The sequence below is a fragment of the Bradyrhizobium shewense genome (assembly GCF_900094605.1).
Classification (GTDB): domain Bacteria; phylum Pseudomonadota; class Alphaproteobacteria; order Rhizobiales; family Xanthobacteraceae; genus Bradyrhizobium; species Bradyrhizobium shewense.
In genome coordinates this window covers 538,165-561,931 of the sequence record NZ_FMAI01000002.1, presented here as the reverse complement: position 1 = coordinate 561,931, position 23,767 = coordinate 538,165, and the positions used below count along the sequence as shown (strand labels likewise).

Genomic DNA, 23,767 nt, shown 5'->3' with positions numbered 1-23,767 from the left:
CTCGAAGACGACCAGCACGTTGCATCGCCAACGCGCCGCGATCTGAGTGATGGCCTGCGGCGCGTTGGCGATGCGCTCCGGCACGCCTAAACCGTCATCGAAGATATCGAGGTGTTGTTTGGAGACGTCGATTCCGACGCAACGAGCGGGTATGATCACGGTGCCTGTCCCTGTGATGCGAGGTCTGTTGGCGCAGCCTCGTGCAACTGTTCAGGTTGGTAATGGAACGGGCGGGAGACCGAGCCGGCTCACGGCGTCAAGCGCCAAGGACCCAACGGCTTCCCGCCCAACCCCATCCTGACAGACTTCCAAGACACAGGGACCCATCTCGCGACGGAGCACGGTGCGGCGTGGGCCCCGGCTCTGCAGCGTATCACGCCGCAAGAGCGGCGCGCTGCGCTGCGTCCGGGGCACAGCGGAGCTCACGTCACCGCATTCACCACCTGATATTCCGGCCGGCGCCAGACCTCGCCCGCGATCACCTCCTCGATGATCTCGGCTGCCTTCAGCACCTCGGTCTCACCAATATACAGCGGCGTAATCCCGAACCTCATGATGTCAGGCGCGCGGAAATCGCCGATGACGCCGCGGGCGATCAGCGCCTGCATGGCGGCGTAACCGCCCTCGAAGGCGAAGGAGACTTGCGAGCCGCGGTGCTCATGCGCGCGCGGGGTGACCAGCTTCAGAGACGGACAGCGGCGTTCGACTTCGGCGACCAGCAAGTCACCGAGCGCCAGCGAACGCGCACGGACCTCCGCGATATCGACGCGGTCCCAGATGTCGAGCGAGGCCTCCAGCGCCGCCATCGCCAGCACCGGGGGTGTCCCGACGCGCATGCGTTCGACGCCACCAGCGGCCGCATAGCCAAGCTCGAACGCAAACGGCTTTGCGTGCCCCATCCATCCCGACAGAGCGGCACGCGCGCTGTCGGCGTGGCGCGGGGCAACATAGAGGAAGGCCGGCGCGCCGGGACCGGCGTTGATGTATTTGTAGGTGCACCCCGCCGCGAAGTCGGCGCCGCTCCCGGCGAGATCGACCGGCAGCGCGCCGGCGGAATGCGCGAGATCCCAGACCGTGACGATGCCGAGCGCATGCGCCTTTGCGGTCAGCTTCGCCATGTCGTGACGCCGGCCGGTGCGGTAGTCGACCTCGGTGATGTAGAGCACCGCGACCTCCTCCGAGAGGGCGGCGTCGATCTCCTCCGGCGCCACCAGACGCAATTGATGGCCGCGCCCGAGCGTGGCGATCAGGCCTTCGGCCATGTAGAGGTCGGTCGGGAAATTGCCGGTGTCCGACAGCACGATCTTGCGCGACGCGTTCATGTCGAGCGCAGCAGCCAGCGCCTGGTAGACCTTGAGCGACAGCGTGTCTCCGACCATCACCGAGCCGGCTTCCGCGCCGATCAGCCGCGCGATGCGATCGCCGACATGGCGCGGCTGCGCATACCAGCCTGCACTGTTCCAGGCGCGGATCAGCTCATTGCCCCACTCGGTCGTGATGACGCGGTTGACGCGCTCGGCCACCCCCAGCGGCAGCGCGCCGAGTGAGTTGCCGTCGAGATAGATCACACCTTCAGGCAGATGGAACAGCGCTTTGGTGTCGTCATAGACGCGATATCTGGTCATAGACATTTCTTTGGGCATTTCTACAGAATGGTGCGGACGCGCCAGAGTTCGGGAAACAGCTCGACCTCCAGCATGCGTTTGAGATAGCTGACGCCACCGGTGCCGCCGGTGCCGCGCTTGAAGCCGATGACGCGCTGGACCGTCGTCACGTGGTTGAAGCGCCAGCGGCGGAAGTAATCCTCGAAATCGACCAGCTTTTCGGCGAGCTCGTAGAGCATCCAATGCGTCTCCGGCGCCTCGTAGACGACGCGCCACGCCTGCAGCACGCCTTCGTTGAAGCTGTGGGTCTCGCGGACGTCGCGCGACAGCACCGCCGCCGGCATCTTCAGCCCGTTGCGGTGGGCGAGCCTGAGCACCTCGTCGTAGAGGCTGGGCGTCGAAAGTTCAGCTTCGAGCAGCTTCGTCGTCTCGACATCGTGCTCGTGCGGCTTGAGCATGGCGTGGTTGCGGTTGCCGAGCAGGAATTCGATCAGCCGGTATTGGCGCGACTGGAAACCGGAGGACTGTCCGAGCTGCGAACGGAAACGCGTGTATTCGCTCGGCGTCATCGTGCGCAGAACGTCCCAGGCGTTGTTGAGCTGCTCGAAGATCCGCGACATCCGCGCCAGCATCTTCATGGCGGGCTGCACCTTGTCCCCGGCGATGGCACGGCGTGCGGCACTGAGTTCGTGGATGGCGAGGCGCATCCACAGCTCCGTGGTCTGATGCTGGATGATGAACAGCATCTCGTCATGCGCTTCCGACAGCGGATGTTGCGCGCCCAGGATCGCATCCAGCGCGAGGTAGTCGCCGTAGGACATGCGCCGGGCGAAATCGGTCTCGGCGCCTTCTCTCGTGGGATCGTAATCGTTGGACGTCATGGGGCAGGCCCTTTCGATCGATCTTCCCGGCTTTGCTCAGTCGAGGCCGATCAGGCGCGCGGTGATCGGCGATGACGGATCCTTCAGTCCGTCGATCACGGTAAAATGGTTCAGACCGGGATCGACGACGAGGCGCGTCGGCACGTCGAAGGCGGTCCAGACATTGGCCATCAGATCGGACTGGCGGATGAATTCCGGCCGCTCGCTGCCGCCAACCCAGGCGGTGACGGGCGAATGCCCGCGCGGCAGGTGCAGCGCCGCGCTTTCGAGCGTCGCCTCCCCCATGGTCATGCCGAGCGTCTCGTTCATCTTCGTCTTGAGCAGCGGACGCAGATCATGCAGGCCGCTGATCGAAAGCGCACCGGCGATACGGTGGTAGACGGCGGGCTCCAACCGGCTGTCGTCGCACAGCATGCGGGTGACGAGATGGCCGCCAGCGGAGTGGCCGGCGAGCCGGATCGGCCCGGAGACGAGCGAAGCCGCCTTGGCGATCGCCGCGGCGATCTCGGCGGTGATTTCGGAGATGCGTGCGGCCGGCGTCAACGTGTAGCTCGGCAACGCCACCGTCCAGCCATGCTGGCGCGCGCCTTCGGCCAGATCCGTCCAGGTCGACTTGTCGAAGCGCATCCAATAGCCGCCGTGGACGAAGACGACGAGGCCCTTGCTGTCGCTGTCGGGCAGGATCAGGTCGAGGTGCTGACGCTCACCGGCGCCATAGGCGATGTCAGGGCGAAAATTGTTCAGCCCGGTGCGGTAAGCGGCCGCCCGCTCGGCCCATTGTCCAGGCATCTTGTCCGAGCCGGGGATATGGGCCGAATTGGCGTAGGCATCATCCCAATCGCGCATCGTAACTCCCAGAGGACTCGTCCAGCGAACCGGGCGCCAGTCTGCCACTGGTACGCCCGGCAGCCTAGTCTTTCTTTTAAGCTTAAAGGATTTGATCAGTCCGTGTTTCGGGGAGCGGTTGCCCTGAGCAGACGAGCTCGTCGCTTCAAGAACGGTGCCGTAGGGTGGGCAAAGCGAAGCGTGCCCACGCACCTGGTCATGGCGGATAGGACTCGTGGGCACGGCGCTCACGCGCCTTTGCCCACCCTACGAGAGCTGCGACAGAGGCGACGCTACGCCTTCTCCACCCCGCACCATTCCGCGATGAACAGCGCCATCGCCTTGGTCGTCTTCTTCAGCGAGTCCAGGTCGACGAACTCGTTGAAACCGTGCATCTCGCCGCCGCTGGCGCCGAAGCACAGGCTGGGGATGCCGTGGTTGAGGCCGTAAAAACGTGTATCGGTGAGCGCGGTGAAGACGAGATCCTCTGGCAAGCCACCGTAGACTTTGCCGAACGCCTTGCCGAACGCGGCTTCCGGTGCCGCCGCGTCGGTCAGCTCATAGCCCTCCGACAGGAAGCCCGACCATTCAATCTCCGGCGGATTGTTGGCGAGGAAGCGGTGGTTGCGCGCGGCAGCGGCGACGCAGGCCGCAATCTCCTTCTGGTGATCGGCGATCGACCAGCCCGGCAGCACCGCGATCCGGCAATCGACGTCGCACCAGGCCGGCACGCTGGAGGCCCAATCACCGCCCTTGATGATGCCGGGGTTGAAGTTGATGGGATGGTTCAGCGTCTTGAAGTGCCTGTCAGCCTTGGCGCGCTCGTTCCATTCGATCTCAAGCTTTTGCAGCGCCTGGATCAAATGATAGGCGGCCATGATCGCGTTCGCGCCGGAGCCGGCAAAGGCGACATGGGTCGGGTGCCCCTTCACCCGTAGGCGAAACCAGATCACGCCGACCTGCGAGCGCACCATCTTGCCGCCGGTCGGCTCCGGAATGAAGCAGGCGTCCGCACGATAGCCGCGCTGCAGCGTCGAGAGCGCACCCACGCCGGTGCTCTCCTCTTCGATCACCGACTGGAAATGGATCCGCGCCGTCGGCTTGAAGCCCGCCGCCTTGATCGCATCCAGCGCATAGAGCGCGCCGATGGTGCCGGACTTCATGTCGCAGGCACCGCGGCCGAACATCTTGCCGTCCTTGACGACGGGCGAGAACGGCGGCGTGTCCCACAGTTCCAGGGGGCCTGCGGGCACCACGTCGCAGTGGCCCTGCAGGATCAGCGATTTGCCGCCATTCGTTTGCGGACGGTAGGTGCCCACCACCGAACGCGCCTTGGAAAAATCATGCTCGATCGGACCGAAACCGCGCAGGTCCTTGAGGTCGTCGACGTTGATGTGCCAGTCGTCGACCTCGTAGCCGCGCGCGCGCAGGAGGTCGCTGATCATGTCCTGGCACGGCCCCTCCGCCCCGCGGGTCGAAGGGATTGCGACAAAATCGCGTGTGGTGGCGAGCTGAGCCTCGAAGCCGGCATCGACGGCGTCAAGAATCCTCTGCTGCGTTTCGGCATTCATCAGGCAACTCCCGGCATTCCAATGGTTCCCAAGGAGCGCGCAAGCTAGCCGATTTCAGCCGTTCGGGTACTCCACAAAATAAGCATCCCGCAATGCATCTTCGAGCAGGCGGCCTTCCGAATAGCCATTCAGCGTCGCCGGCCGGCTGACGCCGTCGAGCAGGCGCAGGCACGGCTCCGGCGCGCCGAGCACGGTGCGCACCGGGATGCGCTCGGCATAGATTGGCAGCGCATAGTCCTCGTCGTCGTCGGCGACACCCTTGGCACGGACCTTGGCCGAGGCTTCCTCGATCTCCATCGCAATGAAGGAGGTCGCCTTGATCTCCTGCGTGTTGCTGGCCCGCAGGCTCGCCGTGCGGTCCGGGAAGAAGCGGTCGACCATCGCGATCACCGCGCGCTCCTTCTCCTCGGGGTCGGTGACGAGATAGGCCGTGCCGAACGCCATTACCGCACGGTAGTCTGCGGAGTGATTGAAGCCGCAGCGCGCGAGCACGAGGCTGTCAAGATGGGCGACCGTGAGACACACGCGCTCGCCCCTAGTCTGGCTGCGCAGCATCCGGCTTGCGCTCGAGCCATGCCAATAGAGCTTGGTGCCCTCGCGCCAGAAGAAGGTCGGCGTGCAATAGGGCTGGCCGTCGATCGCATAGGAGACATGGCACAGCATCGAGGAATCCAGGATGCGATGAACCGTGGCGTGGTCGTAGAAGCCGCGGTCGTGCCGGCGCTTCACCTGGTTGCGCGCCGATGTCGGATAGGAATTCGAGGTCTCGGTCTGGCTCACGGCCGCTCCTGCTCGGATTGGAAGAAATCTGGAAGCAGTTGTAGCGGCGCATTTGGTCTGCGATAGTTCCAATTCCATGCGAAATATTCCGACCAATTCTCTCCCCTCGCCGGCCAAGCCTTCCTTGCCGACAAAGACGGAGCTGCCGCTCGACCTCACCGGCCCGCACGTCACGCCAGGCGCCTCCGCCGCACACCGGCTCTATCAGGCGCTGTGCGAGATGATCGTCTCCGGCCTCGTCAAGCCCGGCGAGCCCCTGCCGCCGTCGCGAACGCTGGCCAGGCAGACCGGCTTTCGGCGCAACGCCGTCGTCATCGCCTATGAGCGCCTGATCGCCGACGGCTTCGCCGAGGCGACCGTTGGCTCCGGAACGTTCGTCGCCGCGCGCATTCCTGCGCGCACGGCCGAGCCGAACAAGGCGAAGGTCATCGTCGAAACGCCGGGGCAAGGTGCGTTCGCGCTCGGCTGCACCCATATCGACGAGCGCGCGGTGCAACGCTTGCGCGCTTTCGTCGGCCGGCGCATGCGCGCCTTCGGGGCCGAGCATTTGCATTATGGCGACCCCCGCGGCAGCCGCGATCTGCGCGCGGCGATCGCCGATCATCTGTTGTCGGCGCGCGGCCTGCGCTGCGACCCCGATCAGATCATGCTGACATCGGGCACGCTGCATGCGTTGCGCATCGTGCTGAGCGCGATCCTCAAGCCCAACGACCAGGTTTGGTGCGAAGACCCGGGTTACCCCGCCGCGCGAAAAACCATCGCGCATTGCGGCTATCGCGCCGTGCCGGTTCCGGTCGACGAGCACGGGATGCAGGTCGCCAAGGGACGCACTGCCGGCCCCAACGCGCGCGCGGCCTATGTCACGCCGTCGCACCAGTTTCCGCTGGGCGTGCAGATGTCGATGCCACGGCGGCTCGAGCTTCTGGACTGGGCCAAGCAGGCCGGCGCTTTCGTGCTGGAGGACGATTACGACAGCGAGTTTCGCTATGACGGCGCACCGCTGATGTCGCTCGCCGGCATCGATCGCCTCCAGCGCGTGATCTACCTCGGAACGTTTGCCAAGACGCTGTTTCCCGGCCTGCGCATCGGCTATTGCGCCCTGCCCGAACGCCTGATCGCGGACGTGACGGCTGCGCGCGCGGCGCTCGACCGCTTCCCCGGCACGCTGATGGAAGGTGCGGTCGCCGACATGCTCAACTCCGGCGCCTTCGCCGCCAACCTCAAGCGCGTGCGAAAACTCTATCGCGACGCCCGCGATGTGCTGGCCGAAACGCTCGAAGCCGCATCCGACGGCGCGCTCTCGGTGCCGGTGCCATCCCAAGGCCTGCATCTCGTCGCCCGGTTTGATCCCTCGGTCGATCTTTCGGTGGCTGCGCGGGCCAAGCAGGCGGCCGGCGCGGAAGGCTGGTTATTGGCCGACACCTATTCGCGCGCGCGCCCTCTGCCCGGCTTCGTGCTGGGATTTTCCGGCCACGAGGTTCCGCAGCTGATCGCCACCGCCGAACGGCTCGCGCGGGAATCGCGCGCCGCCCTGCGCACGAGGAACAGATCGGCCCGGCGGCCCTGACAAAGGTTCACTATCAGAATCGCGAGCCCGTCCTTACATTGCGGTATCAATGCCGGGATCTTTCGCCATGCTTTTCCGCCGTGCAGCTTGCCTCTCGCTCCTGATCTCCGCCGCGTTCGTGACGACGGCGCACGCCGTCACGGTCGGACGCGAGCAGGACATCACAGATCTCAAGCTAGGTCAGCGCGTGCAGGTGGATGACGGAACCTGCCCCGCCGGACAAGTCAAGGAAGTGCGCGGAACGAAGATGACCGACAAGGGCGTCGTGCGCACCAGCGCTTGCGTGCCGCGCTACGGTCCGAAGACGAAATAGTTACTGCTTCGCCGGATCGAACATGCACTGCAAGGTTGGCTTGGCGATCTTGGTGAAGGTCGGACCGATCTCGCCCTGCTTGGACGTCGGCACCCAGTCGGTCTCGATCGTGGGTACGCCGGTCTCACTGATGCCGCGCAACAGCGCTTCGCGCAGATCGCGATCCTCGACTGCCGCCGCGGCGTGATCGTGTAGGCAGCCGCAGACTTCCTCGGGATGTTCCCACCGCCCCAGCATCCGCGGCGCGCATTGGCGCACGAACTCAGTGCGGGGATCCGGTAACCTGGTGGGAGCGCGCACCTGCGCCTGGGCGGCATTGATCGTCAGAACGGACACGAAGGCAGCGGCGCAAAATCGAACGATCATGACGGCCTTTATCGGCTGATTTTCTTGTTATCGATCAGAAGCGCGCGGCAACCACGATCGACTGCGGCGTCGTGGGGATGATCGGCGAGCCGCTGTACTGGAAGGTGCCGACACCGGGGAGACTGCCGTCCGGCGCGCCCGCGAACGAAGAGGCGGCAATCACGAAGCCGAAGGCAAGGATGAAGCTGAGCGCGCGCATGGTCTTGTCTCCGAATTCCGTGGCCGGCGGTGCGCCGTTCGTCGTTGTGAAGCTGATAACCATGGGCGGTTTCGCGCGTGATGCGCCAAAAGCGCAAAATGGTTTCATCTTGCGTGAGAATTGTTTCGTCCGGCCCGAGACGACGACACAATTCTCCGAAAAGACCAATCATTTCAGACGGGTCTCGCCGCAGCTCAAAGTAGCCTGCCAAGTTCCGCATGCGTGCGCGAACACACCGGACGCAGCCGCCGTCATGCTCTCGCCTCACCCGCTTCACACGCATTTTACGTTTTTCTGCTGAATGGAGCGGCAAACGAAGGCTGGGTCGAACCGAGATCACGTCGGCTGCGACCCAAGCCATCGAAGCCAGGACGCCCGGATCACCGGGCGCATTCACTTGAGGGATGGCCATTATGGCGGCGCAAGATCGCGCAATGCCGCGCGAGGCGGACCAACGGACGGACCGCGGAGATCAGCGATCGAATCGCGTCGCCTCAGCCGGCGCAATGTCGTTGCAGTCTGGCCGCGGCTTTGAAGCCGCGCCACAAGCGTTCGTGCGGCTGACCGGGTCGCACCTTGTCAAACCGCGGGCCAGCCGCGCTGAGTGAAACGCTAACGCGTCGCTGGGTGAACGCAAGCGCGTCACTGAGTGAACGCAAGCGCGTCACTGAGTGAACGCAAGCGCGTCACTGAGTGAAGAACTCGCCGCACTTCTGGACGTTTGCGTCCGCCGGTCCCCACGGCATGATCGGCACGGTCGAGGTCGAGTTCTTCGGCGAGCCCTCGATCAGCCTGTCCGAATAGACCATGTAGACCAGCACGTTGCGCTTGGAGTCGCAGCCGCGCACGATCTGCATCTTCTTGAAGAACAGCGAGCGGCGCTGGCGGAACATGTCGTCGCCCTGCTCCATCTTGTTCTTGAACTTGATCGGGCCGACCTGGCGGCAGGCCAGCGAGATGTCCGAGACCTCCTCGGCAAGGCCCAGCCAGCCCTTGAAGCCGCCCTTCTCCGGCACGGTGAAATGACAGGCGACGCCCTCGACTTCAGGATCGTCGAGACCATAGGTCGCGAGCTTGTCGTTCGGGCTCATCCATTTGAACACGGTGGAGCGGCGGAAGATCAGATCGGGCTCGTCGGCGGCCGAAGCGGACGCCGCCGGCACGACCAGGGTCAGGAGGAAGAAAGCAAGGCCTTTCAAGCGGATGCCGGAAAGACCGAGGAAACGAGATGACATGAAGTTCTCCGGTAACAAGTCGCCACAATGTAGGCATGAGGCAGCCGCTCAGGAAGACGACGGACAGCCGGGCGCGGCCGCCGTTTACCGCTCCGTGAGGCTTTTTTGCTACGAGTTGGACAAATGTAGCTGATGGCAGAACCGCCCTGCTGGTGAACGCGTATCCCCTCTGCGAGACTAACGTCTGATTTGGATTATGGATTCGAGGATGAACAGCGTGAACGGGTCGGGTTTTTCTGGCAAGCCGGCGCGGCTCTGGCAGGTCGCCATTTTGACGGCGGCGGGTGTGATCGGCGCGACCAGCCAGGCAGACGCAGCATTTTATTATTGGACGGATTATTCAGACGGGTCCTATTACGCCCGGCAGGACCGGCATCCCGAAATACCGCGCCAGAAGCCGCAGAAGCGCGGCGCTGCCGTCAAGAAGGAAGCTGTCGCCGGGAAGGAAGCCGGCACCAAGCCTCAAGGGCCGCTGGTCATCGTCGTCTCGATCGACCGGCAGAAGGTCACGGTCTACGACACCAACGGCGTGTTCGCGGAATCTCCGGTGTCGACAGGCATGAAGGGCCATTCGACGCCGATGGGTGTGTTCAGCGTCATCCAGAAGCACAAATTCCACCACTCCAACATCTATAGCGGCGCGCCGATGCCGTACATGCAGCGGATCACCTGGTCCGGTGTCGCCATGCATGCCGGCGTGCTGCCGGGCTATCCGGCCTCGCATGGCTGCATCCGCATGCCGATGGCGTTCGCGGTGAAGATGTGGAACTGGACCAGGATGGGCGCGCGCGTCATCGTCGCGCCCGGCGAGATGACGCCGCACAGCTTCTCCCATCCCCTGCTCGCCTCGTCGCGCGTGCCGCCGCAGCCTGCGGCCAGCCTGGAGCCGCAGACCAATGTCGGCGACAAGGCCGACAAGGGCGCCGCGCCGACCAAAGCCGCCGAGACCAAAACTGCCAGCGCCGACAGCGTGCTCGAGCTGCGCACCTCCGTCGGACACGTCGCGATGTCGGATGTGACCACGGGCAATGCGTCAGCCCGCGAGGAAGCCGCCGTGCCGGCCGACAAGACCAAGACGGTCGAGGCATCCGACGCGGCTAAGCCTCAATCGGAGGAAGCCGCCAAGCCGGCTAGCGACGACAAGCCCGCCACCGACAAGGTCGAAGCTGTCAAGACCGAGCCGGTCAAGACTGAAGCCGCGGACTCCGCGAAGACGCCCGATGCGCCGGCGCCTGCGCTCGCCGCCTCGCCCGACGCGAAGAAGGATGACGGCCGCGTTGCCGAACCGGCGGTGGCCGCAAAGCCGGAAGCGCCCAAGCGGGCGGGCCAGATCGCCGTCTTCATCAGCCGCAAGGATTCCAAGCTCTATGTGCGGCAGAATTTCGCGCCACTGTTCGAGGTCCCGATCTCGATTGCCACGAGCGACCGTCCGCTCGGCACGCATATCTTCACCGCCGAGCTCGACAAGACCGACTCCAATGCGCTGCGTTGGTCGGTGCTGTCGCTGCCAGTCTCCGCCCGTTCCGCGGCCCGCGAGGACGACAGCCGCCTCACGCGCCGCAAGGGTGGCGCTGCGGTGATCCCCGTCGCCGCCAAGCCTGTGACTGCCAAGCCCGTGGTCACGCCGGACAGCCCGGCCGCGGCCCTCGACCGCATCTCGATCCCCGCCGACACCATGGCGAAGATCAACGAGATGCTGACATCAGGCGGCTCGATCATCATCTCGGACCAGGGCATCAACCAGGGCGAGACCGGCGAAGGCACCGATTTCATCGTCCGCCTGTACTGACCTGTTTCACGGCGCCCCGATAACGCGGTGTTGACGAGGCAGGTCGCGGCGGCGGAGTAACATGCGGCCCGGATCATTTCGGGGGACGCCGTCATGATGAATCGCAGAACCATGCTCACCACGGCGCTTGCAGGCATGCTCGTGCCGGCAACGCGCGCGCTCGCCGATGGCGGCATGAGCCGGATCTCGGCCTATGCCTTCTCCTTCCCCGCTTTGTCCGGCGAGGACATCCGCCTTGCCGCCTTCACCGGCAAACCGCTGCTGGTGGTCAACACGGCCTCGCTCTGTGGCTACACGCAACAATATGCCGGCCTGCAGGAGATCTGGAGCGAGTTTCGCGCGCGCGGGCTCACCGTGATCGGCGTGCCCTCCAACGATTTCGGCGGCCAGGAGCCGGGCGGCACTAGCGAGATCACGGAGACCGCCCACCACCAATATGGTGTTACCTTCCCGGTTGCGGCCAAGGCGAACGTCGTCGGCGCGAAGGCGCATCCCTTCTACAAATGGGCCGCCGACGCGCGGCCGCGGGAAGTTCCGCGCTGGAACTTCCACAAATACCTGATCGGGCGCGACGGCTATATTGCCGAGGTCTTTCCGTCCGCGGTCGAACCGGCCGACACGCGGATCAAGACGGCCATTGCCAGGACGCTGGCCGACAGTTGACGCGCGGCGCCCCAATCCGGCTGGGCACAATTGTGGCGGGATGCCAAACAGCCGTTGCAATGGCGATGGCCCACCATCTAGGCTAGGATCGTTTGGGGCAGGACGGTTTTTGCCGAGGGCGAAAAGCAGCGGCGGAACAACGGGATCAATCTCGAGGACAACACCATGCGTGTGGCGGCAGGACTGATTTTGGCAAGCGCGATGTCGGTTGCAATGACCGGCGCAGCATGGTCGCAGACCCCGGCCGCAAAGCCCGCAGCTGCGACGCAAGCCGCACCCGCGGCGACGCCGGCCACAGCCGCGCCTGCTGCGGCTCCGCCGACAGCTCCCGCGGCAGCCGCCGCGCCGGCAGGCTTCGTCAATCCGCCTCCGCCCAAGCAGGCGCCGCAGCCGGCCCGCGCGGCCTGCAACACGCCGGGCGCGCTCGGTGTCGCCCGCACCGTCGAGATCGACACCACGGGCGGTCCGGGCTTCGGCTTCGAGCATTTCAAGGAGCTCGACTTCCTGCGCGACAAGGAGGTGGTGCTGACCTTCGACGACGGCCCTTGGCCCAAGAACACGCCCGCTGTGCTGAAGGCGCTCGCCGACGAATGCACCACCGGCATCTTCTTCTCGATCGGCAAGCACGCGACCTATGAGCCGGAGATCCTGAAGCAGGTCTACAACGCCGGCCACACCGTTGGCACCCACACCTGGTCGCACGCCAATCTCAACAACAAGAAGCTCACGGAAGCGCAGCGCAAGGAAGAGATCGAGAAGGGCCTGTCCGCGGTGAAGTGGGCGCTCGGCGGCATCTCGCCCTCGCCGTTCTTCCGCTTCCCGGCGCTTCAGCATCCGCCGGAGATGGTCACCTATCTCGGCAACCGCAACACTGCGATCTTCTCCTGCGATATCGACTCTTTCGACTTCAAGGCCTCCAAGCCCGAGAAGGTGGTCGAGACCGTGATGAAGAAGCTCGACACCAAGGGCAAGGGCATCATCCTGATGCACGACTTCCAGAAGCACACTGCGGAGGCCCTGCCCGAGCTGCTCAAGCGCCTGAAGGCCGGCGGCTACAAGGTGGTGGCGATGCGCGCCAAATTCCCGGCCTCGTCGCTGCCCGAATACGACCAGGAGCTGCTCAAGGACGCCAAGCTGCCGACGGTGAGCCAGCGCCCGGTCAATTCCGTGGTGACGACCGTTTCCGAATAGACGGCCATTGTCTTTCCGTATCGAAGGCTACGTCATCGTCTCTGCGGACGGCATGCTCGCCGACGCGAGCCACGTCATGCCCGACAGCCTGAAGTTCGACGGCGACAAGCTGTTCTTCGAGCAGGCGCTCGATCGCGCCGCGCTGATCGTGCACGGCCGCAACTCGCATGAGCAGCAGCCGAATTCGCCGAAGCGCAAGCGGCTGATCCTGACCCGCAAGATCAAGGCGCTCACCGTCGATCCGGAGATGCCGAACGCGACGCTGTGGAATCCGGAACAGGCGAGCTTCGAGGAGGCCTGCGCCTTTGCGGATGTCGCCTCCGGCATGGTCGCCGTCATCGGCGGCCCAGCCGTGTTCGAGATGTTCATGGGCCGCTACGATACGTTCTGGCTGTCGGAAGCCCCGCATGTGCGCCTGCCCGGCGGCGAAGGCTGTTTCGTCGGCGTACCTCAGCGCAGCCCGCAGCAGGTGCTGACGTCGCACGGGATGCAGCCGAGCGCGCCGTATTTACTCGATGCGGCGCATGAGGTGACTGTGACAGCCTGGCGCCGAACGTAGGCCCTCAGACGTCCCCGTACGCCGCTTCGGCCGGACGCGTGGTGCGGCCGTATCCCATGATCATGAACAAGGCGCCGATGATCGAAAGGTTCTTCAGCGCGTCGACCACCATCTTGGCGTTGTCGGGCGGCGCCTGGTTCCAGAAATCGTCGAACAGCACGGTCGCGACCGCGACGTAGATGATCAGCAGCATCGCGAAGAACCGCGCGCCGAAATTCAGCGCGATCATCAGCCCGGCGATGATCTCGAGCGCGCCGACCGCGATCGCCAGCAGCTGCGGCGTGGTCATGGCGGTGGCCGTCTCCACCTGCTTGGCATAAGGCGCGACGAGGTCGGGGACCACCACCTTGGTGGCGATGAAGTCGGCGGTCGCCTGGATGGCAAAGAGCTTGGTCGCGCCCGTGTAGATGAACAGCACGGCGAACAGGATTCGCCCGAAAGTCACGAACGCTGGCATGATCGGCCTCTTGGCAAGCTCAAAGCGCGGAACGCGTGAGGATTATGAAGAGTCACGCGCCGCTTTACAAACGGGGAAATGGAGAACTGAAAGTAATTCAAGGTTGGCCGTCTCTTCCCTTCTCCCCTTGTGGGAGAAGGTGGCTCGCCGCAAAGCGGCGAGACGGATGAGGGGTATCTCTCGGCGCGAAAACTCGCGAGATCCCGAGGCGCGGAAACAACCCCTCATCCGGCGCTTCGCGCCACCTTCTCCCACAAGGGGAGAAGGGATTTGCAGCGCCGATGACGCTAGAGGCTTACGTAAACAACGTCGGCTGCCGGGCCGCGCGCTCCTGCGCTTCTACGACCGCGACGGCCGTCATGTTGAGAATGCCGCGCGCCGTCACCGACGGCGTCAGGATATGCGCCGGGCGCGCCGGGCCGACCAGGATCGGGCCGACGGGGAGCGCGTCCGCCAGCGACTTGATCATCTGATAGGCGACGTTGGCGGTGTCCAGCGTCGGCATGATCAGGATGTTGGCCTCGCCCTCGAGATTGGAATGCGGCAACACCATTTTTCGCGCGGCAGCGGAGAGCGCAGTATCACCCTGCATCTCGCCGTCGGCCTCGATCTCCGGATGCTTTTCCTTGAGCAGCTGGGTCGCGCGGCGCATCTTGCGCGAGGAATCGGTGTCGTAGCTGCCGAAATCCGAGTGCGAGACGAAGGCGATCTTCGGCTTGATATTGAAGCGCTGAACGTGGACCGCGGCGAGCGAAGCGATCTCGGCGAGCTCCTCCGCGCTCGGATTGGGGCGAACCTGCGTGTCGGCGATGAAGAAGGCGCCCTTGCTGGTGATCAGGAGTGCCAGCGCCGCGTAGTCGCTGATGCCCGGGCAAAAACCGACGATCTCGCGGACATGGCGCAGATGGCTCATGTAGCGGCCCTCGACGCCGCAGAGCATGGCATCCGCCTCCCCGCGCGTGACCGCGAGCGCAGCGATCACCGTGTTATTGGTACGCACCACCGTGCGCGCCGCATCCGGCGTCACGCCGCGTCGCCCGGCGACCTCGACATAGGACTGCACATAGGAACGATAGCGCGGATCGTCCTCGGGATTGACGAGGTCGAAATCCTTGCCGGCGCGGATCGAGAGGCCGAAGCGCTTGATGCGCGCCTCCACGACCGAAGGACGGCCGACCAGGATCGGTCGCGCCAAATTCTCCTCCAGCACCACTTGCGTGGCGCGCAGCACGCGCTCGTCCTCGCCTTCGGCGTAGATCACGCGCACCGGCTGGGTCTTGGCCTTGGCGAACATCGGCTTCATGACGAGGCCGGAACGGAAGGCGAAGCGCTCGAGCAGCGCGGTGTATTCGTCGAAATTGGTGATGGGGCGCGTCGCCACGCCGGACTCCATCGCCGCCTTCGCCACCGCCGGCGCGATGCGCAGGATCAGGCGCGGGTCGAACGGGCTCGGGATCAGCGAGCCCGGGCCGAACCCTTGCGTCTCGCCGGTATCAAAACCTTGCGCGACCGCGTCCGACGGCGCCTCACGCGCGAGCTGCGCGATGGCCTCGACGGCAGCGTGCTTCATCTCCTCGTTGATGGCGCTGGCGCCGACATCGAGCGCGCCGCGGAAGATGAAAGGAAAGCAGAGGACGTTGTTGACCTGGTTCGGATAGTCGGAGCGGCCGGTGCAGATCATGGCGTCGGGACGCACCTTGCGCGCCTCCTCCGGCATGATCTCCGGGGTCGGGTTCGCGAGCGCCATGATCAGCGGCTTGTCGGCCATGGCCTTGGCCATGTCGGGCTTGAGCACGCCGGGCGCCGAGAGACCGATGAAGATGTCGGCGCCGCCGATGACATCGGCGAGCGTGCGCTTCTCGGTCTTTTGCGCATAGACCGCCTTCCAGCGGTCCATCGTGGTGTTGCGGCCCTCATGTACGAGGCCGTCGATGTCGCAGACCCAGATGTTCTTGCGCTGCGCGCCCATCGACACCAGCAGGTTCAGCGTGGCGATCGCGGCGGCCCCTGCCCCCGACGCCACGATCTTGACCTCGGACAGCTTCTTGCCGTTTAGCCTGAGGCCGTTGGTGATGGCGGCGGCGACGATGATGGCGGTCCCGTGCTGGTCGTCATGGAAGACCGGGATCTTCATGCGCTCCTTGAGCTGCGCCTCGATCTCGAAGCACTCCGGCCCACGGATGTCTTCCAGATTGATGCCGCCGAAGGTCGGCTCGAGCGCCGCGACGGTCTCCACCACGCGGTCGATGGTGTCGGCGGCGATCTCGATGTCGAACACGTCGATGCCGGCGAATTTCTTGAACAGGACGGCCTTGCCCTCCATCACCGGCTTGGAGGCCAGCGGGCCGATATTACCAAGGCCGAGCACGGCGGTACCGTTGGAGACCACGGCGACCAGATTGGCGCGGGTGGTCAGCGTGGCGGCTTCCGCCGGGTTCTTGGCGATCTCGGTGCAGGCCGCGGCGACGCCCGGCGAATAGGCCAGCGCGAGGTCGCGCTGGTTGGCAAGCGGCTTGCTTGCCTGGATCTCGAGCTTTCCAGGGCGCGGCAGACGATGGTAGGCGAGCGCCGCCTGGTGGAGATCATCAGAATAGGACGACATGCGGTGTCTCGCCTCGCGTTACCGGCCTCAAAAATGCACGATCCGAAAGCGGCTGTCCAAGCGGACCGAATTTCCGGGTCATGGAAACGGGATGAAGCACGCCGGGCGCCCCGGTGGCAACATCCGATTGCGCGCCCATCAACAGGGCGCGCGGTCAAATATTTGAAAACCATAGCTTTCCCTGGACCGCGCGGCGTTTCGCGAATATGGCAGGTTGCGCGGTGCAAAACGAGCAACTGGAGCTGGGAATGAAGCGAATCCTGATCGGCCTGATCGTGGCAGCCGTACTCGGCGCGGGCGGATGGTTCGGCTTCAATCTCTATGTCCAGCACCGGATGACCAGCGAGGTCGAGGCGGCGTTCGAGCGGCTTCGCGCCGGCGGCAGCAAAGCCAGCCACGGCAAGATCGCCTTCGAGCAGTCGAGCCGGACGCTGACGATCGAGGACATTGCAATCGATCCCGGCAACCCGTTGCAGGGGCACATCAAGATCGGCGCCTTCAAGAGCTCGGGCGTCCGCCAGATCGGCGAGACGCGCTTTGCCGCTGACGGCATCGACATCTCGGGTGTCGAGATTGCGTTGGATGAAGTCGGCCCCGGCAAGCTGAAAGTGGCCTACAAGATCCCGCAGGTGACGCTGCGCGACTATGCGGGTCCCCTCCGCGTTCAAAACGTGCCGGCATCGAGCTCCTTGGGCGACGTGTACCGGCTCGTGCTCGACCAGTTTGCGAGCGTGACAGCAACGTCCGTGATGATCCCGTCCATCAACATCAGTTTCGACGCGGGCAGCAGCAGCGGCAGCGGTGAAGCAGTCTATTCCGGCCTCGCGCTCCAAAACCTCGGCCGCGGCAAAGTGGATGCAATGAAGACGGACCGCGCCACCTTCACGATCAACGTTACGCAACCGGGCAAGGCGGACAAGCTGACGGGAGAGATCTCCGGCATCATCGTCAATGATTTCGACTCGACCCCGATCCTCGCCGCACTCGATCCGCAGACGAGCGGTGACGACAGCTACCGTCGGGTCTACCGGCAAATCTCGAGCGGCCCTTATGCGCTAAAGTCCGCGCTGGGCCTGCGTATGGATATCGACGGCTTCGCCATGGACGACATCGACGTGCAGCCGTCGAAGCTCCATTTGTTCGAGATGTTTGCCATGCTGCCGCAGGATAAGTCGGCCCCGCCAACGCCGACGCAAATGCGCGAGCTGATGGAGAAGGTCGCCGGATTCTACGACGGCATTCGTATCGGCAAGGCCGAGATCGGCAAGACCTCGATTGGCACACCGCAGGGAACAGGGAAGATCAACGCGATCCGCTACCGGCAGGGCGAATTCGCGATCGAGGGCGTCGATGCACCCTCGCCGCAGGGTCAATTCAAGATGGAGCGCTTCGCGCTCAAATCCTTCAGCATGCCCAACCTGATGAGCTGGGCCTCGGGTCTCACCAATCCCGGGCAACCGCCCTCGCCCGATCAGATGCTGGGCCTGTTCCGGGTGCTCGAAGGCGCCGAGGTCAAGGGCGTGGTTGCGCCGCATAAGAACGCACGGCAGCCCATCACCGTCGACACGATCAGCCTGAACTGGGGCCAGCTGGTGGGATCGATCCCGAGCAAGGCCAGTCTGGTCGTGAAGATGGTCACGCCGACCGATCCCGCCAATCCGGTCCTGCAGCCGCTGATCGTGGCAGGCGTGGATAAGCTCGCAATCGACCTCGATCTCGGCGCGGCCTGGACGGAAGCGTCAGGCGCATTCGCGCTGGCGCCGGCCACGCTCGATCTCGGCAACCTCGCCAAAGCGCAGGTAAGCGTGGCGCTCGCCAAGGTGCCGCGCGACCTCTTCACCACGACGGACCCGCTAGAGGCTATGGGCCAGTTGGCGCAGGTCGAGACCGGCGCAATCGAGCTGTCCTTGCGCGATCGCGGCGGTGTCGACCTTGTCGTGGCCCAGTTCGCGCGCGTGCAGAATGTCAGCCGTGATGCCGCGCGCAGCGCCCTCGTTGCGATGATCCGGGCGCAGGGTGAGAGGATCGCGGCCTCCAATCTCGATGCCAGAGTCGCGGTCGATGCACTCGCCGGCTTCGTCGAGACCTCCGGGCAAACGCTGAGCATCAAGCTGACGCCGTTCGGCAAGCTGCCGGTGCTTCAGCTAATGGACGTCCTCGAGAACGAACCGATCATCGCGCTGGCGCAGTTCAGGATCGAGGCGTCGACGGGGTTGTAGCTCTCGTGTCCCGGACGCGCTGCGGCACGCAGTGACGCGGCGCAGAGCCGGGACCGAGAAAGCCTGCTGTTCGCCGAAATGTGGGCCCCGGCTCAGCAGCGCATCACTACCGTGCTGCGCTGCGTCCGGGGCATGCACCACTCACTTCTGCGGCAGATTCACCCGCACATGCAGCTCGCGAAGCTGTTTTGTGGTCGCATCCGACGGCGCGCCCATCAGCAAATCCATCGCCTGCTGGTTCATCGGGAACAGCGAGATCTCGCGCAGATTGTTCGTGCCGCAAAGCAGCATCACGATGCGGTCGACACCGGCGGCCATGCCGCCATGCGGCGGCGCGCCGTACTGGAAGGCGCGGTACATGCCGCCGAAGCGGTCGACCACTTCCTGCTCGCCATAGCCCGCGATCTCGAACGCCTTCACCATCGCTTCCGGCACGTGGTTGCGGATGCCGCCCGAAGCGATCTCGTAGCCGTTGCAGGTGATGTCGTACTGAAACGCCTTGATGGTCAGCGGATCTTGACCCTTCAGCGCGTCCAGGCCGCCCTGCGGCATCGAGAATGGGTTGTGCGAGAAATCGACCTTCTTGTCGTCCTCATTGTACTCGTACATCGGGAAGTCGACGATCCAGGCGAGCTCGAACCGCTCCTTGTCGGTGAGGTTCAATTCCTCGCCGACCTTGTTGCGGGCCAATCCTGAGAACTTCCAGAACTTGTCGGGGTCGCCGGCGACGAAGAAGGCGGCATCGCCTTCCTTCACGCCGATCTGCGCACGGATCGCGGTGGTGCGCTCCGGCCCGATGTTGTTCGCAAGGGGACCTGCACCCTCGCCGCCCTCGCGCCACATGATGTAGCCGAGGCCGGGCTGGCCCTCGCCTTGCGCCCACGAATTCATGCGGTCGCAGAAGGCGCGCGAGCCGCCGCCCGGTGCCGGGATCGCCCAGACCTGGTTCTTGGGATCCTCGAGCATGCGCGCAAAGACCTTGAAGCCGGAGCCGCGGAAGTGCTCGGAGACGTCCTGCATCTCGATCGGGTTGCGCAGATCCGGCTTGTCGCTGCCATACTTGCGCAACGCCTCGGCGAACGGAATCCGGCGCCAGCCCTTCGTGACTGGCTTTCCTCTCGCGAACTCCTCGAACACGCCCGTGATGACCGGCTCCATCGCCGCGAACACGTCTTCCTGAGTCACAAAACTCATCTCGACGTCGAGCTGGTAGAACTCGCCCGGCAGGCGGTCGGCGCGCGGGTCCTCGTCGCGGAAGCAGGGCGCGATCTGGAAGTAGCGGTCGAAGCCCGACATCATCAGCAGCTGCTTGTACTGCTGCGGCGCCTGCGGCAACGCGTAGAACTTGCCGGGATGGATGCGCGAGGGCACCAGGAAGTCGCGCGCGCCTTCCGGCGAGGACGCGGTCAGGATCGGGGTGTTGAACTCGAAGAAGCCCTGCCCCTCCATGCGCCTGCGCATCGACTTGATGATCTCGACGCGCGTCATGATGTTCTGGTGCAGCTTTTCGCGGCGCAGGTCGAGGAAGCGGTACTTCAGGCGGATGTCTTCAGGATATTCCTGGTCGCCGAACACCGGCAGCGGCAGATCGCCGGCCGGACCCAGCACCTCGATCTCGGTGACGTAGATCTCGATCCTGCCGGTCGGCAGATCGTCATTGTCGGTGCCCTCGGGGCGGCGGCGGGCCTTGCCGTCCATCCGCACCACGAATTCCGAGCGCAGCTTCTCGGCCAGCGAGAACGCCGGCGAGTCCGGGTCGACCACGCACTGGGTCAGGCCGTAATGGTCGCGCAGGTCGATGAACAGCACGCCGCCATGGTCGCGGACGCGATGGACCCAGCCTGACAGGCGGACCGTCTCGCCGATGTTGCTCTCGCGGAGCGCGCCGCATGTATGTGACCGGTAGCGATGCATGGTCGTCCCAAAAATGATGTCGGAGGAAGCGAATCGGACCGCCTGTCACGGCCGGTCCGAGATTGCGGCAGGGTTTACCCGACGAGGCCCAAGGCGGCAACCAAGGGAACGGCCTGTTTTGAGCCAGAAGCGCCCATTTTTGCCCAATCCGGGCCCATCCCTTTGCCATCAGCCGTTCCAGCCCTATCTTGAGGGCATGACCGTGCATTTCCCCTTCCAGAACTCCTATTCGGCGCTGCCGGACAGCTTCTTTGCCCGCGTTGCGCCAACCCCTGTCGCCGCCCCCCGGCTGATCAAGCTGAACCGGCCGCTGGCGGTCCAGCTCGGGCTCGATCCCGACTTGCTGGAGACCCCTGAGGGCGCGGCGATCCTGGCGGGGAAGACGGTTCCCGCCGGCGCCGATCCCATCGCCATGGCCTATGCCGGCCACCAGTTCGGGCAGTTCGTCCCGCAGCTCGGCGACGGCCGCGCGATTCTGCTCGGCGAGGTCATCGACAGCGACGGCATCCGCCGCGACATCCAGCTCAAGGGCTCGGGCCCCACCCCGTTCTCCCGCCGCGGCGATGGCCGCGCGGCGCTCGGGCCGGTCTTGCGCGAATACATCGTCAGTGAAGCCATGCATGCGCTGGGCATCCCGACCACGCGCTCGCTTGCCGCCGTCGTTACCGGCGAGCACGTCATCCGCGAGACCGCGCTGCCCGGCGCGGTGCTGACGCGTGTTGCTTCCAGCCATATCCGCGTCGGCACCTTCCAGTTCTTCGCCGTGCGCCGTGACACCGAGGCGATCCGCCGGCTCGCCGACCACGTCATCGCCAGGCACTATCCCGAACTGGTCGGCGCCGAGCGACCCTATCACGCGCTGCTCGCCGGCGTCGTCGCGCGCCAGGCCGATCTCGTCGCGCGCTGGCTGCTGGTCGGCTTCATCCACGGCGTCATGAATACCGACAACTCTTCGATTTCGGGCGAGACCATCGATTACGGCCCCTGCGCCTTCATGGACGCCTACAACCCTTCGCAGGTGTTTTCCTCGATCGACGAGATGGGCCGCTACGCCTACGCCAACCAGCCGCGCATCGCGCTGTGGAATCTGACGCGCCTCGCCGAATGCCTGCTGCCGCTGTTCTCCGACGAGCAGGAGAAGGCGGTCGCCGAAGCCCAGGACATCCTCGGCGCCTTCTCCGACCAGTTCAGCGCCGCTTATCAGGCGGGCCTGCGCAGGAAGGTCGGCCTGTTCACGGAGCGCGACGGCGACGACGCGCTGATCCAGGACCTGCTCGACGCCATGGCCAAGAACCAGGCCGACTTCACCCTCACCTTCCGCAAGCTCGGCGATGCCGCCGTTGATGACAGCGCGGATGCGCGTGCGCAGTTCATGGAGCCCGCAACCTTCGACGAGTGGGCCGGCCGCTGGCGCGCCCGCATCGCGCTGGAGCCGCAGGGCGCGACCGAGCGACAGGTCGCCATGCACGCTGTCAATCCCATGTTCATCCCGCGCAACCACCGCGTCGAGGCCGTGATCCAGGCCGCCGTCAACGACGACAATTACGCGCCGTTCGAGGAATTGGTGAAGGTGCTGGCAGAACCGTTCGAGGACCAGCCGCATTACGCCGCCTATGCCGATCCTCCGCTGCCGGACCAGCGGGTGTTGCGGACGTTCTGCGGGACGTAGACCTGTTCTGGATTGCAAGATGACGCAGCTCTCGGCCCTGACAGATGACGAGATCGAGGCGATCAAGGCGCGCTGCGAGCAGGCGACCGCGGGTCCTTGGAAATCGTTCATCGAGAAGCGCGATAAACTAAGCGGATCGGACTTCGTCCAGACCGGAGGCGAAGACATCTACCTCACTGGCGCGACGCTCGCCGATCAGGAATTCATCGCCAACGCGCGACAGGACATTCCGAGATTGATCGCCGAGATCAAGCGCCTGCGCGCGATCGATCGTTAGCTCGATCCGCGGGACAAGAACCGAGTTTGCGCGCTTAGATTAGCTCTGCTCCGCGCAGCACCGCAACTCAAGGTAAGCCGGAACGTTGAATTACCCCTTCGGCTAATCCACCCTACGAAGCGAGCACTGTGGACGCGGCGCCCCCTGTCATCAAACTGAAACACACGCGCTCTAACCGCCTGTCAGGGTCGTCCTGCCGGAGGCGCCCATCCTTCAACCGTCCCGACAAAGCGCGCCATGCCCTTCAAGTTCATCCACATCACCGACACGCATCTGGCGAATCCCGGCTTGACGCTCTATGGCCTCGATCCGCGCGCCCGGTTGGATGCTGCGATCGCCGACATCAACACGCACCAGTCCGACGCCGCCTTCGCGGTCGTGACCGGCGACCTCACCCATTGGGGCGAGCCGGAGTCTTACGCCAATTTCGCAGACGCGATGTCGGCGCTAAAGATCCCGTACATCGCCATGGTCGGCAATCACGACCGCCGCGTCACCTGCCTCGACGCGCTGAAGGCCGCGCCGCGCGATTCAAACGGCTTCGTGCAGGGCACGCGCACCACCGAGCATGGCCTGTTCGTCTTCCTCGACACGCTGGACGAGAACAGCCACGCCGGCGAGATGTGCGCCAAGCGCTTCGACTGGCTGGCGAAGTCGCTCGCGGCTGCGCCTGCCGGCCAGCAGTTCGTCGTGTTCATGCATCACCCGCCCTTCCCGATCGGCGTCCATGCGATGGACGAGATCGGGCTGAAACAGAGCGCGGAGTTCGCCGAGGTGATCGCGCCCTATCGCGCGCGCATCCGTCACCTCTTCTTCGGCCATGTGCACCGGCCGATCTTCGGCAGCTACGGCAAGATCCCGTTCTCCACCCTGCGCGGCACCAACCACCAGGTCTGGTTCGAGCTCGACGCTGGCGCGCCGCATCTGGCCAGCCACGAGCCCCCCGCCTATGGCGTCGTGCTGATCGACGACGAGAACCTCGTCGTGCACAGCCACGACTTCCTCGACACCAGTCTGCGCTTCCCCTTTGAGCCACCGGCGGGAACGGACGGCCGCGACTATGCGCTCAATTTCCCGGCGCGGTGA

Annotated in this window: 22 protein-coding genes; 11 read left to right on the top strand and 11 right to left on the bottom strand. The window is 64.9% G+C overall.

The window, feature by feature from the left end; genetic code table 11:
* Positions 1–422: 422 nt before the first annotated feature.
* From kynU to GA0061098_RS06865, 5 genes are all read right to left on the bottom strand, one after another.
* On the bottom strand, positions 423–1,625 hold the full coding sequence (gene kynU, locus GA0061098_RS06885; RefSeq protein ID WP_165637194.1) for a kynureninase: 1,203 nt from the start codon (positions 1,623–1,625) through the stop codon (positions 423–425).
* Positions 1,626–1,645: 20 nt separating this feature from the next.
* Positions 1,646–2,485 (bottom strand): tryptophan 2,3-dioxygenase, encoded by an 840-nt coding sequence (gene kynA, locus GA0061098_RS06880; RefSeq protein ID WP_091955135.1) that lies wholly within the window; start codon positions 2,483–2,485, stop codon positions 1,646–1,648.
* A 36-nt stretch (positions 2,486–2,521) separates the two neighbouring features.
* Positions 2,522–3,331 (bottom strand): alpha/beta hydrolase, encoded by an 810-nt coding sequence (locus GA0061098_RS06875; protein WP_091955131.1) that lies wholly within the window; start codon positions 3,329–3,331, stop codon positions 2,522–2,524.
* A 272-nt stretch (positions 3,332–3,603) separates the two neighbouring features.
* Positions 3,604–4,881, bottom strand: coding sequence for an ArgE/DapE family deacylase (locus GA0061098_RS06870; RefSeq protein ID WP_091955128.1), 1,278 nt, complete (start codon positions 4,879–4,881; stop codon positions 3,604–3,606).
* 54 nt (positions 4,882–4,935) lie between these two features.
* Positions 4,936–5,661 (bottom strand): pyridoxamine 5'-phosphate oxidase family protein, encoded by a 726-nt coding sequence (locus tag GA0061098_RS06865; protein WP_091955125.1) that lies wholly within the window; start codon positions 5,659–5,661, stop codon positions 4,936–4,938.
* Between the two features lie 76 nt (positions 5,662–5,737).
* On the opposite strand from GA0061098_RS06865, the gene pdxR reads away from it, so the two are divergent.
* Positions 5,738–7,228 carry a MocR-like pyridoxine biosynthesis transcription factor PdxR gene (pdxR, locus tag GA0061098_RS06860; RefSeq protein WP_091955122.1) on the top strand — a complete coding sequence of 497 codons (1,491 nt, stop codon included), beginning with the start codon at positions 5,738–5,740 and terminating at the stop codon, positions 7,226–7,228.
* Positions 7,229–7,295: 67 nt separating this feature from the next.
* Entirely contained in the window at positions 7,296–7,541 is a 246-nt protein-coding gene (locus GA0061098_RS06855; RefSeq protein ID WP_091955119.1) for a DUF6719 family protein, read from the top strand.
* Here GA0061098_RS06855 and GA0061098_RS06850 read toward each other — a convergent pair whose 3' ends face one another.
* Both GA0061098_RS06850 and GA0061098_RS44795 read right to left on the bottom strand, forming a co-directional pair.
* Positions 7,542–7,907 (bottom strand): hypothetical protein, encoded by a 366-nt coding sequence (locus tag GA0061098_RS06850; RefSeq protein WP_028144962.1) that lies wholly within the window; start codon positions 7,905–7,907, stop codon positions 7,542–7,544.
* A 34-nt stretch (positions 7,908–7,941) separates the two neighbouring features.
* Positions 7,942–8,106: a hypothetical protein gene (locus GA0061098_RS44795; RefSeq protein WP_165637193.1), complete on the bottom strand. Its 165-nt coding sequence runs from the start codon at positions 8,104–8,106 to the stop codon at positions 7,942–7,944.
* Between GA0061098_RS44795 and GA0061098_RS43575 the strand changes: the two genes are divergently transcribed.
* Positions 8,087–8,407: a hypothetical protein gene (locus tag GA0061098_RS43575; protein ID WP_129590821.1), complete on the top strand. Its 321-nt coding sequence runs from the start codon at positions 8,087–8,089 to the stop codon at positions 8,405–8,407. The two genes, GA0061098_RS44795 and GA0061098_RS43575, sit on opposite strands and share 20 nt — an antisense overlap.
* Positions 8,408–8,792: 385 nt before the next feature.
* Here the strand turns inward: GA0061098_RS43575 and GA0061098_RS06835 are convergent, their stop codons facing one another.
* Positions 8,793–9,341 (bottom strand): CreA family protein, encoded by a 549-nt coding sequence (locus tag GA0061098_RS06835; protein WP_091955107.1) that lies wholly within the window; start codon positions 9,339–9,341, stop codon positions 8,793–8,795.
* A 208-nt stretch (positions 9,342–9,549) separates the two neighbouring features.
* Between GA0061098_RS06835 and GA0061098_RS06830 the strand changes: the two genes are divergently transcribed.
* From GA0061098_RS06830 to GA0061098_RS06815, 4 genes are all read left to right on the top strand, one after another.
* Positions 9,550–11,130, top strand: coding sequence for a L,D-transpeptidase (locus tag GA0061098_RS06830; protein ID WP_165637192.1), 1,581 nt, complete (start codon positions 9,550–9,552; stop codon positions 11,128–11,130).
* A 93-nt stretch (positions 11,131–11,223) separates the two neighbouring features.
* Positions 11,224–11,793 (top strand): glutathione peroxidase, encoded by a 570-nt coding sequence (locus tag GA0061098_RS06825; RefSeq protein ID WP_091955103.1) that lies wholly within the window; start codon positions 11,224–11,226, stop codon positions 11,791–11,793.
* Between the two features lie 165 nt (positions 11,794–11,958).
* Positions 11,959–12,984 carry a polysaccharide deacetylase family protein gene (locus tag GA0061098_RS06820; protein WP_091955101.1) on the top strand — a complete coding sequence of 342 codons (1,026 nt, stop codon included), beginning with the start codon at positions 11,959–11,961 and terminating at the stop codon, positions 12,982–12,984.
* Positions 12,985–12,991: 7 nt separating this feature from the next.
* Complete coding sequence (locus tag GA0061098_RS06815; protein ID WP_165637191.1) at positions 12,992–13,543, top strand: dihydrofolate reductase family protein; 552 nt, start codon at positions 12,992–12,994, stop codon at positions 13,541–13,543.
* A 4-nt stretch (positions 13,544–13,547) separates the two neighbouring features.
* On the opposite strand, the gene GA0061098_RS06810 is transcribed toward GA0061098_RS06815, so the two are convergent.
* Positions 13,548–14,000, bottom strand: a complete 453-nt coding sequence (locus GA0061098_RS06810; RefSeq protein ID WP_091955097.1) for a DoxX family protein — start codon at positions 13,998–14,000, stop codon at positions 13,548–13,550.
* A 295-nt stretch (positions 14,001–14,295) separates the two neighbouring features.
* A complete protein-coding gene (locus GA0061098_RS06805; RefSeq protein WP_091955094.1) occupies positions 14,296–16,602 on the bottom strand; it encodes an NADP-dependent malic enzyme in 2,307 nt (768 codons plus the stop codon).
* 248 nt (positions 16,603–16,850) lie between these two features.
* On the opposite strand from GA0061098_RS06805, the gene GA0061098_RS06800 reads away from it, so the two are divergent.
* On the top strand, positions 16,851–18,821 hold the full coding sequence (locus GA0061098_RS06800) for a hypothetical protein (protein ID WP_165637190.1): 1,971 nt from the start codon (positions 16,851–16,853) through the stop codon (positions 18,819–18,821).
* Between the two features lie 141 nt (positions 18,822–18,962).
* Here GA0061098_RS06800 and aspS read toward each other — a convergent pair whose 3' ends face one another.
* Positions 18,963–20,735, bottom strand: coding sequence for an aspartate--tRNA ligase (gene aspS / locus GA0061098_RS06795; RefSeq protein ID WP_091955088.1), 1,773 nt, complete (start codon positions 20,733–20,735; stop codon positions 18,963–18,965).
* A gap of 196 nt (positions 20,736–20,931) precedes the next feature.
* Here aspS and GA0061098_RS06790 point away from each other — a divergent pair, with 196 nt between their 5' ends.
* The 3 genes from GA0061098_RS06790 to GA0061098_RS06780 all read left to right on the top strand — a co-directional run bounded on the left by GA0061098_RS06790 (position 20,932) and on the right by GA0061098_RS06780 (position 23,767).
* Positions 20,932–22,404: a protein adenylyltransferase SelO gene (locus GA0061098_RS06790; protein WP_091955085.1), complete on the top strand. Its 1,473-nt coding sequence runs from the start codon at positions 20,932–20,934 to the stop codon at positions 22,402–22,404.
* 19 nt (positions 22,405–22,423) lie between these two features.
* Positions 22,424–22,681 carry a hypothetical protein gene (locus GA0061098_RS06785; RefSeq protein ID WP_091955080.1) on the top strand — a complete coding sequence of 86 codons (258 nt, stop codon included), beginning with the start codon at positions 22,424–22,426 and terminating at the stop codon, positions 22,679–22,681.
* 237 nt (positions 22,682–22,918) lie between these two features.
* Positions 22,919–23,767 carry a phosphodiesterase gene (locus GA0061098_RS06780; RefSeq protein ID WP_091955076.1) on the top strand — a complete coding sequence of 283 codons (849 nt, stop codon included), beginning with the start codon at positions 22,919–22,921 and terminating at the stop codon, positions 23,765–23,767.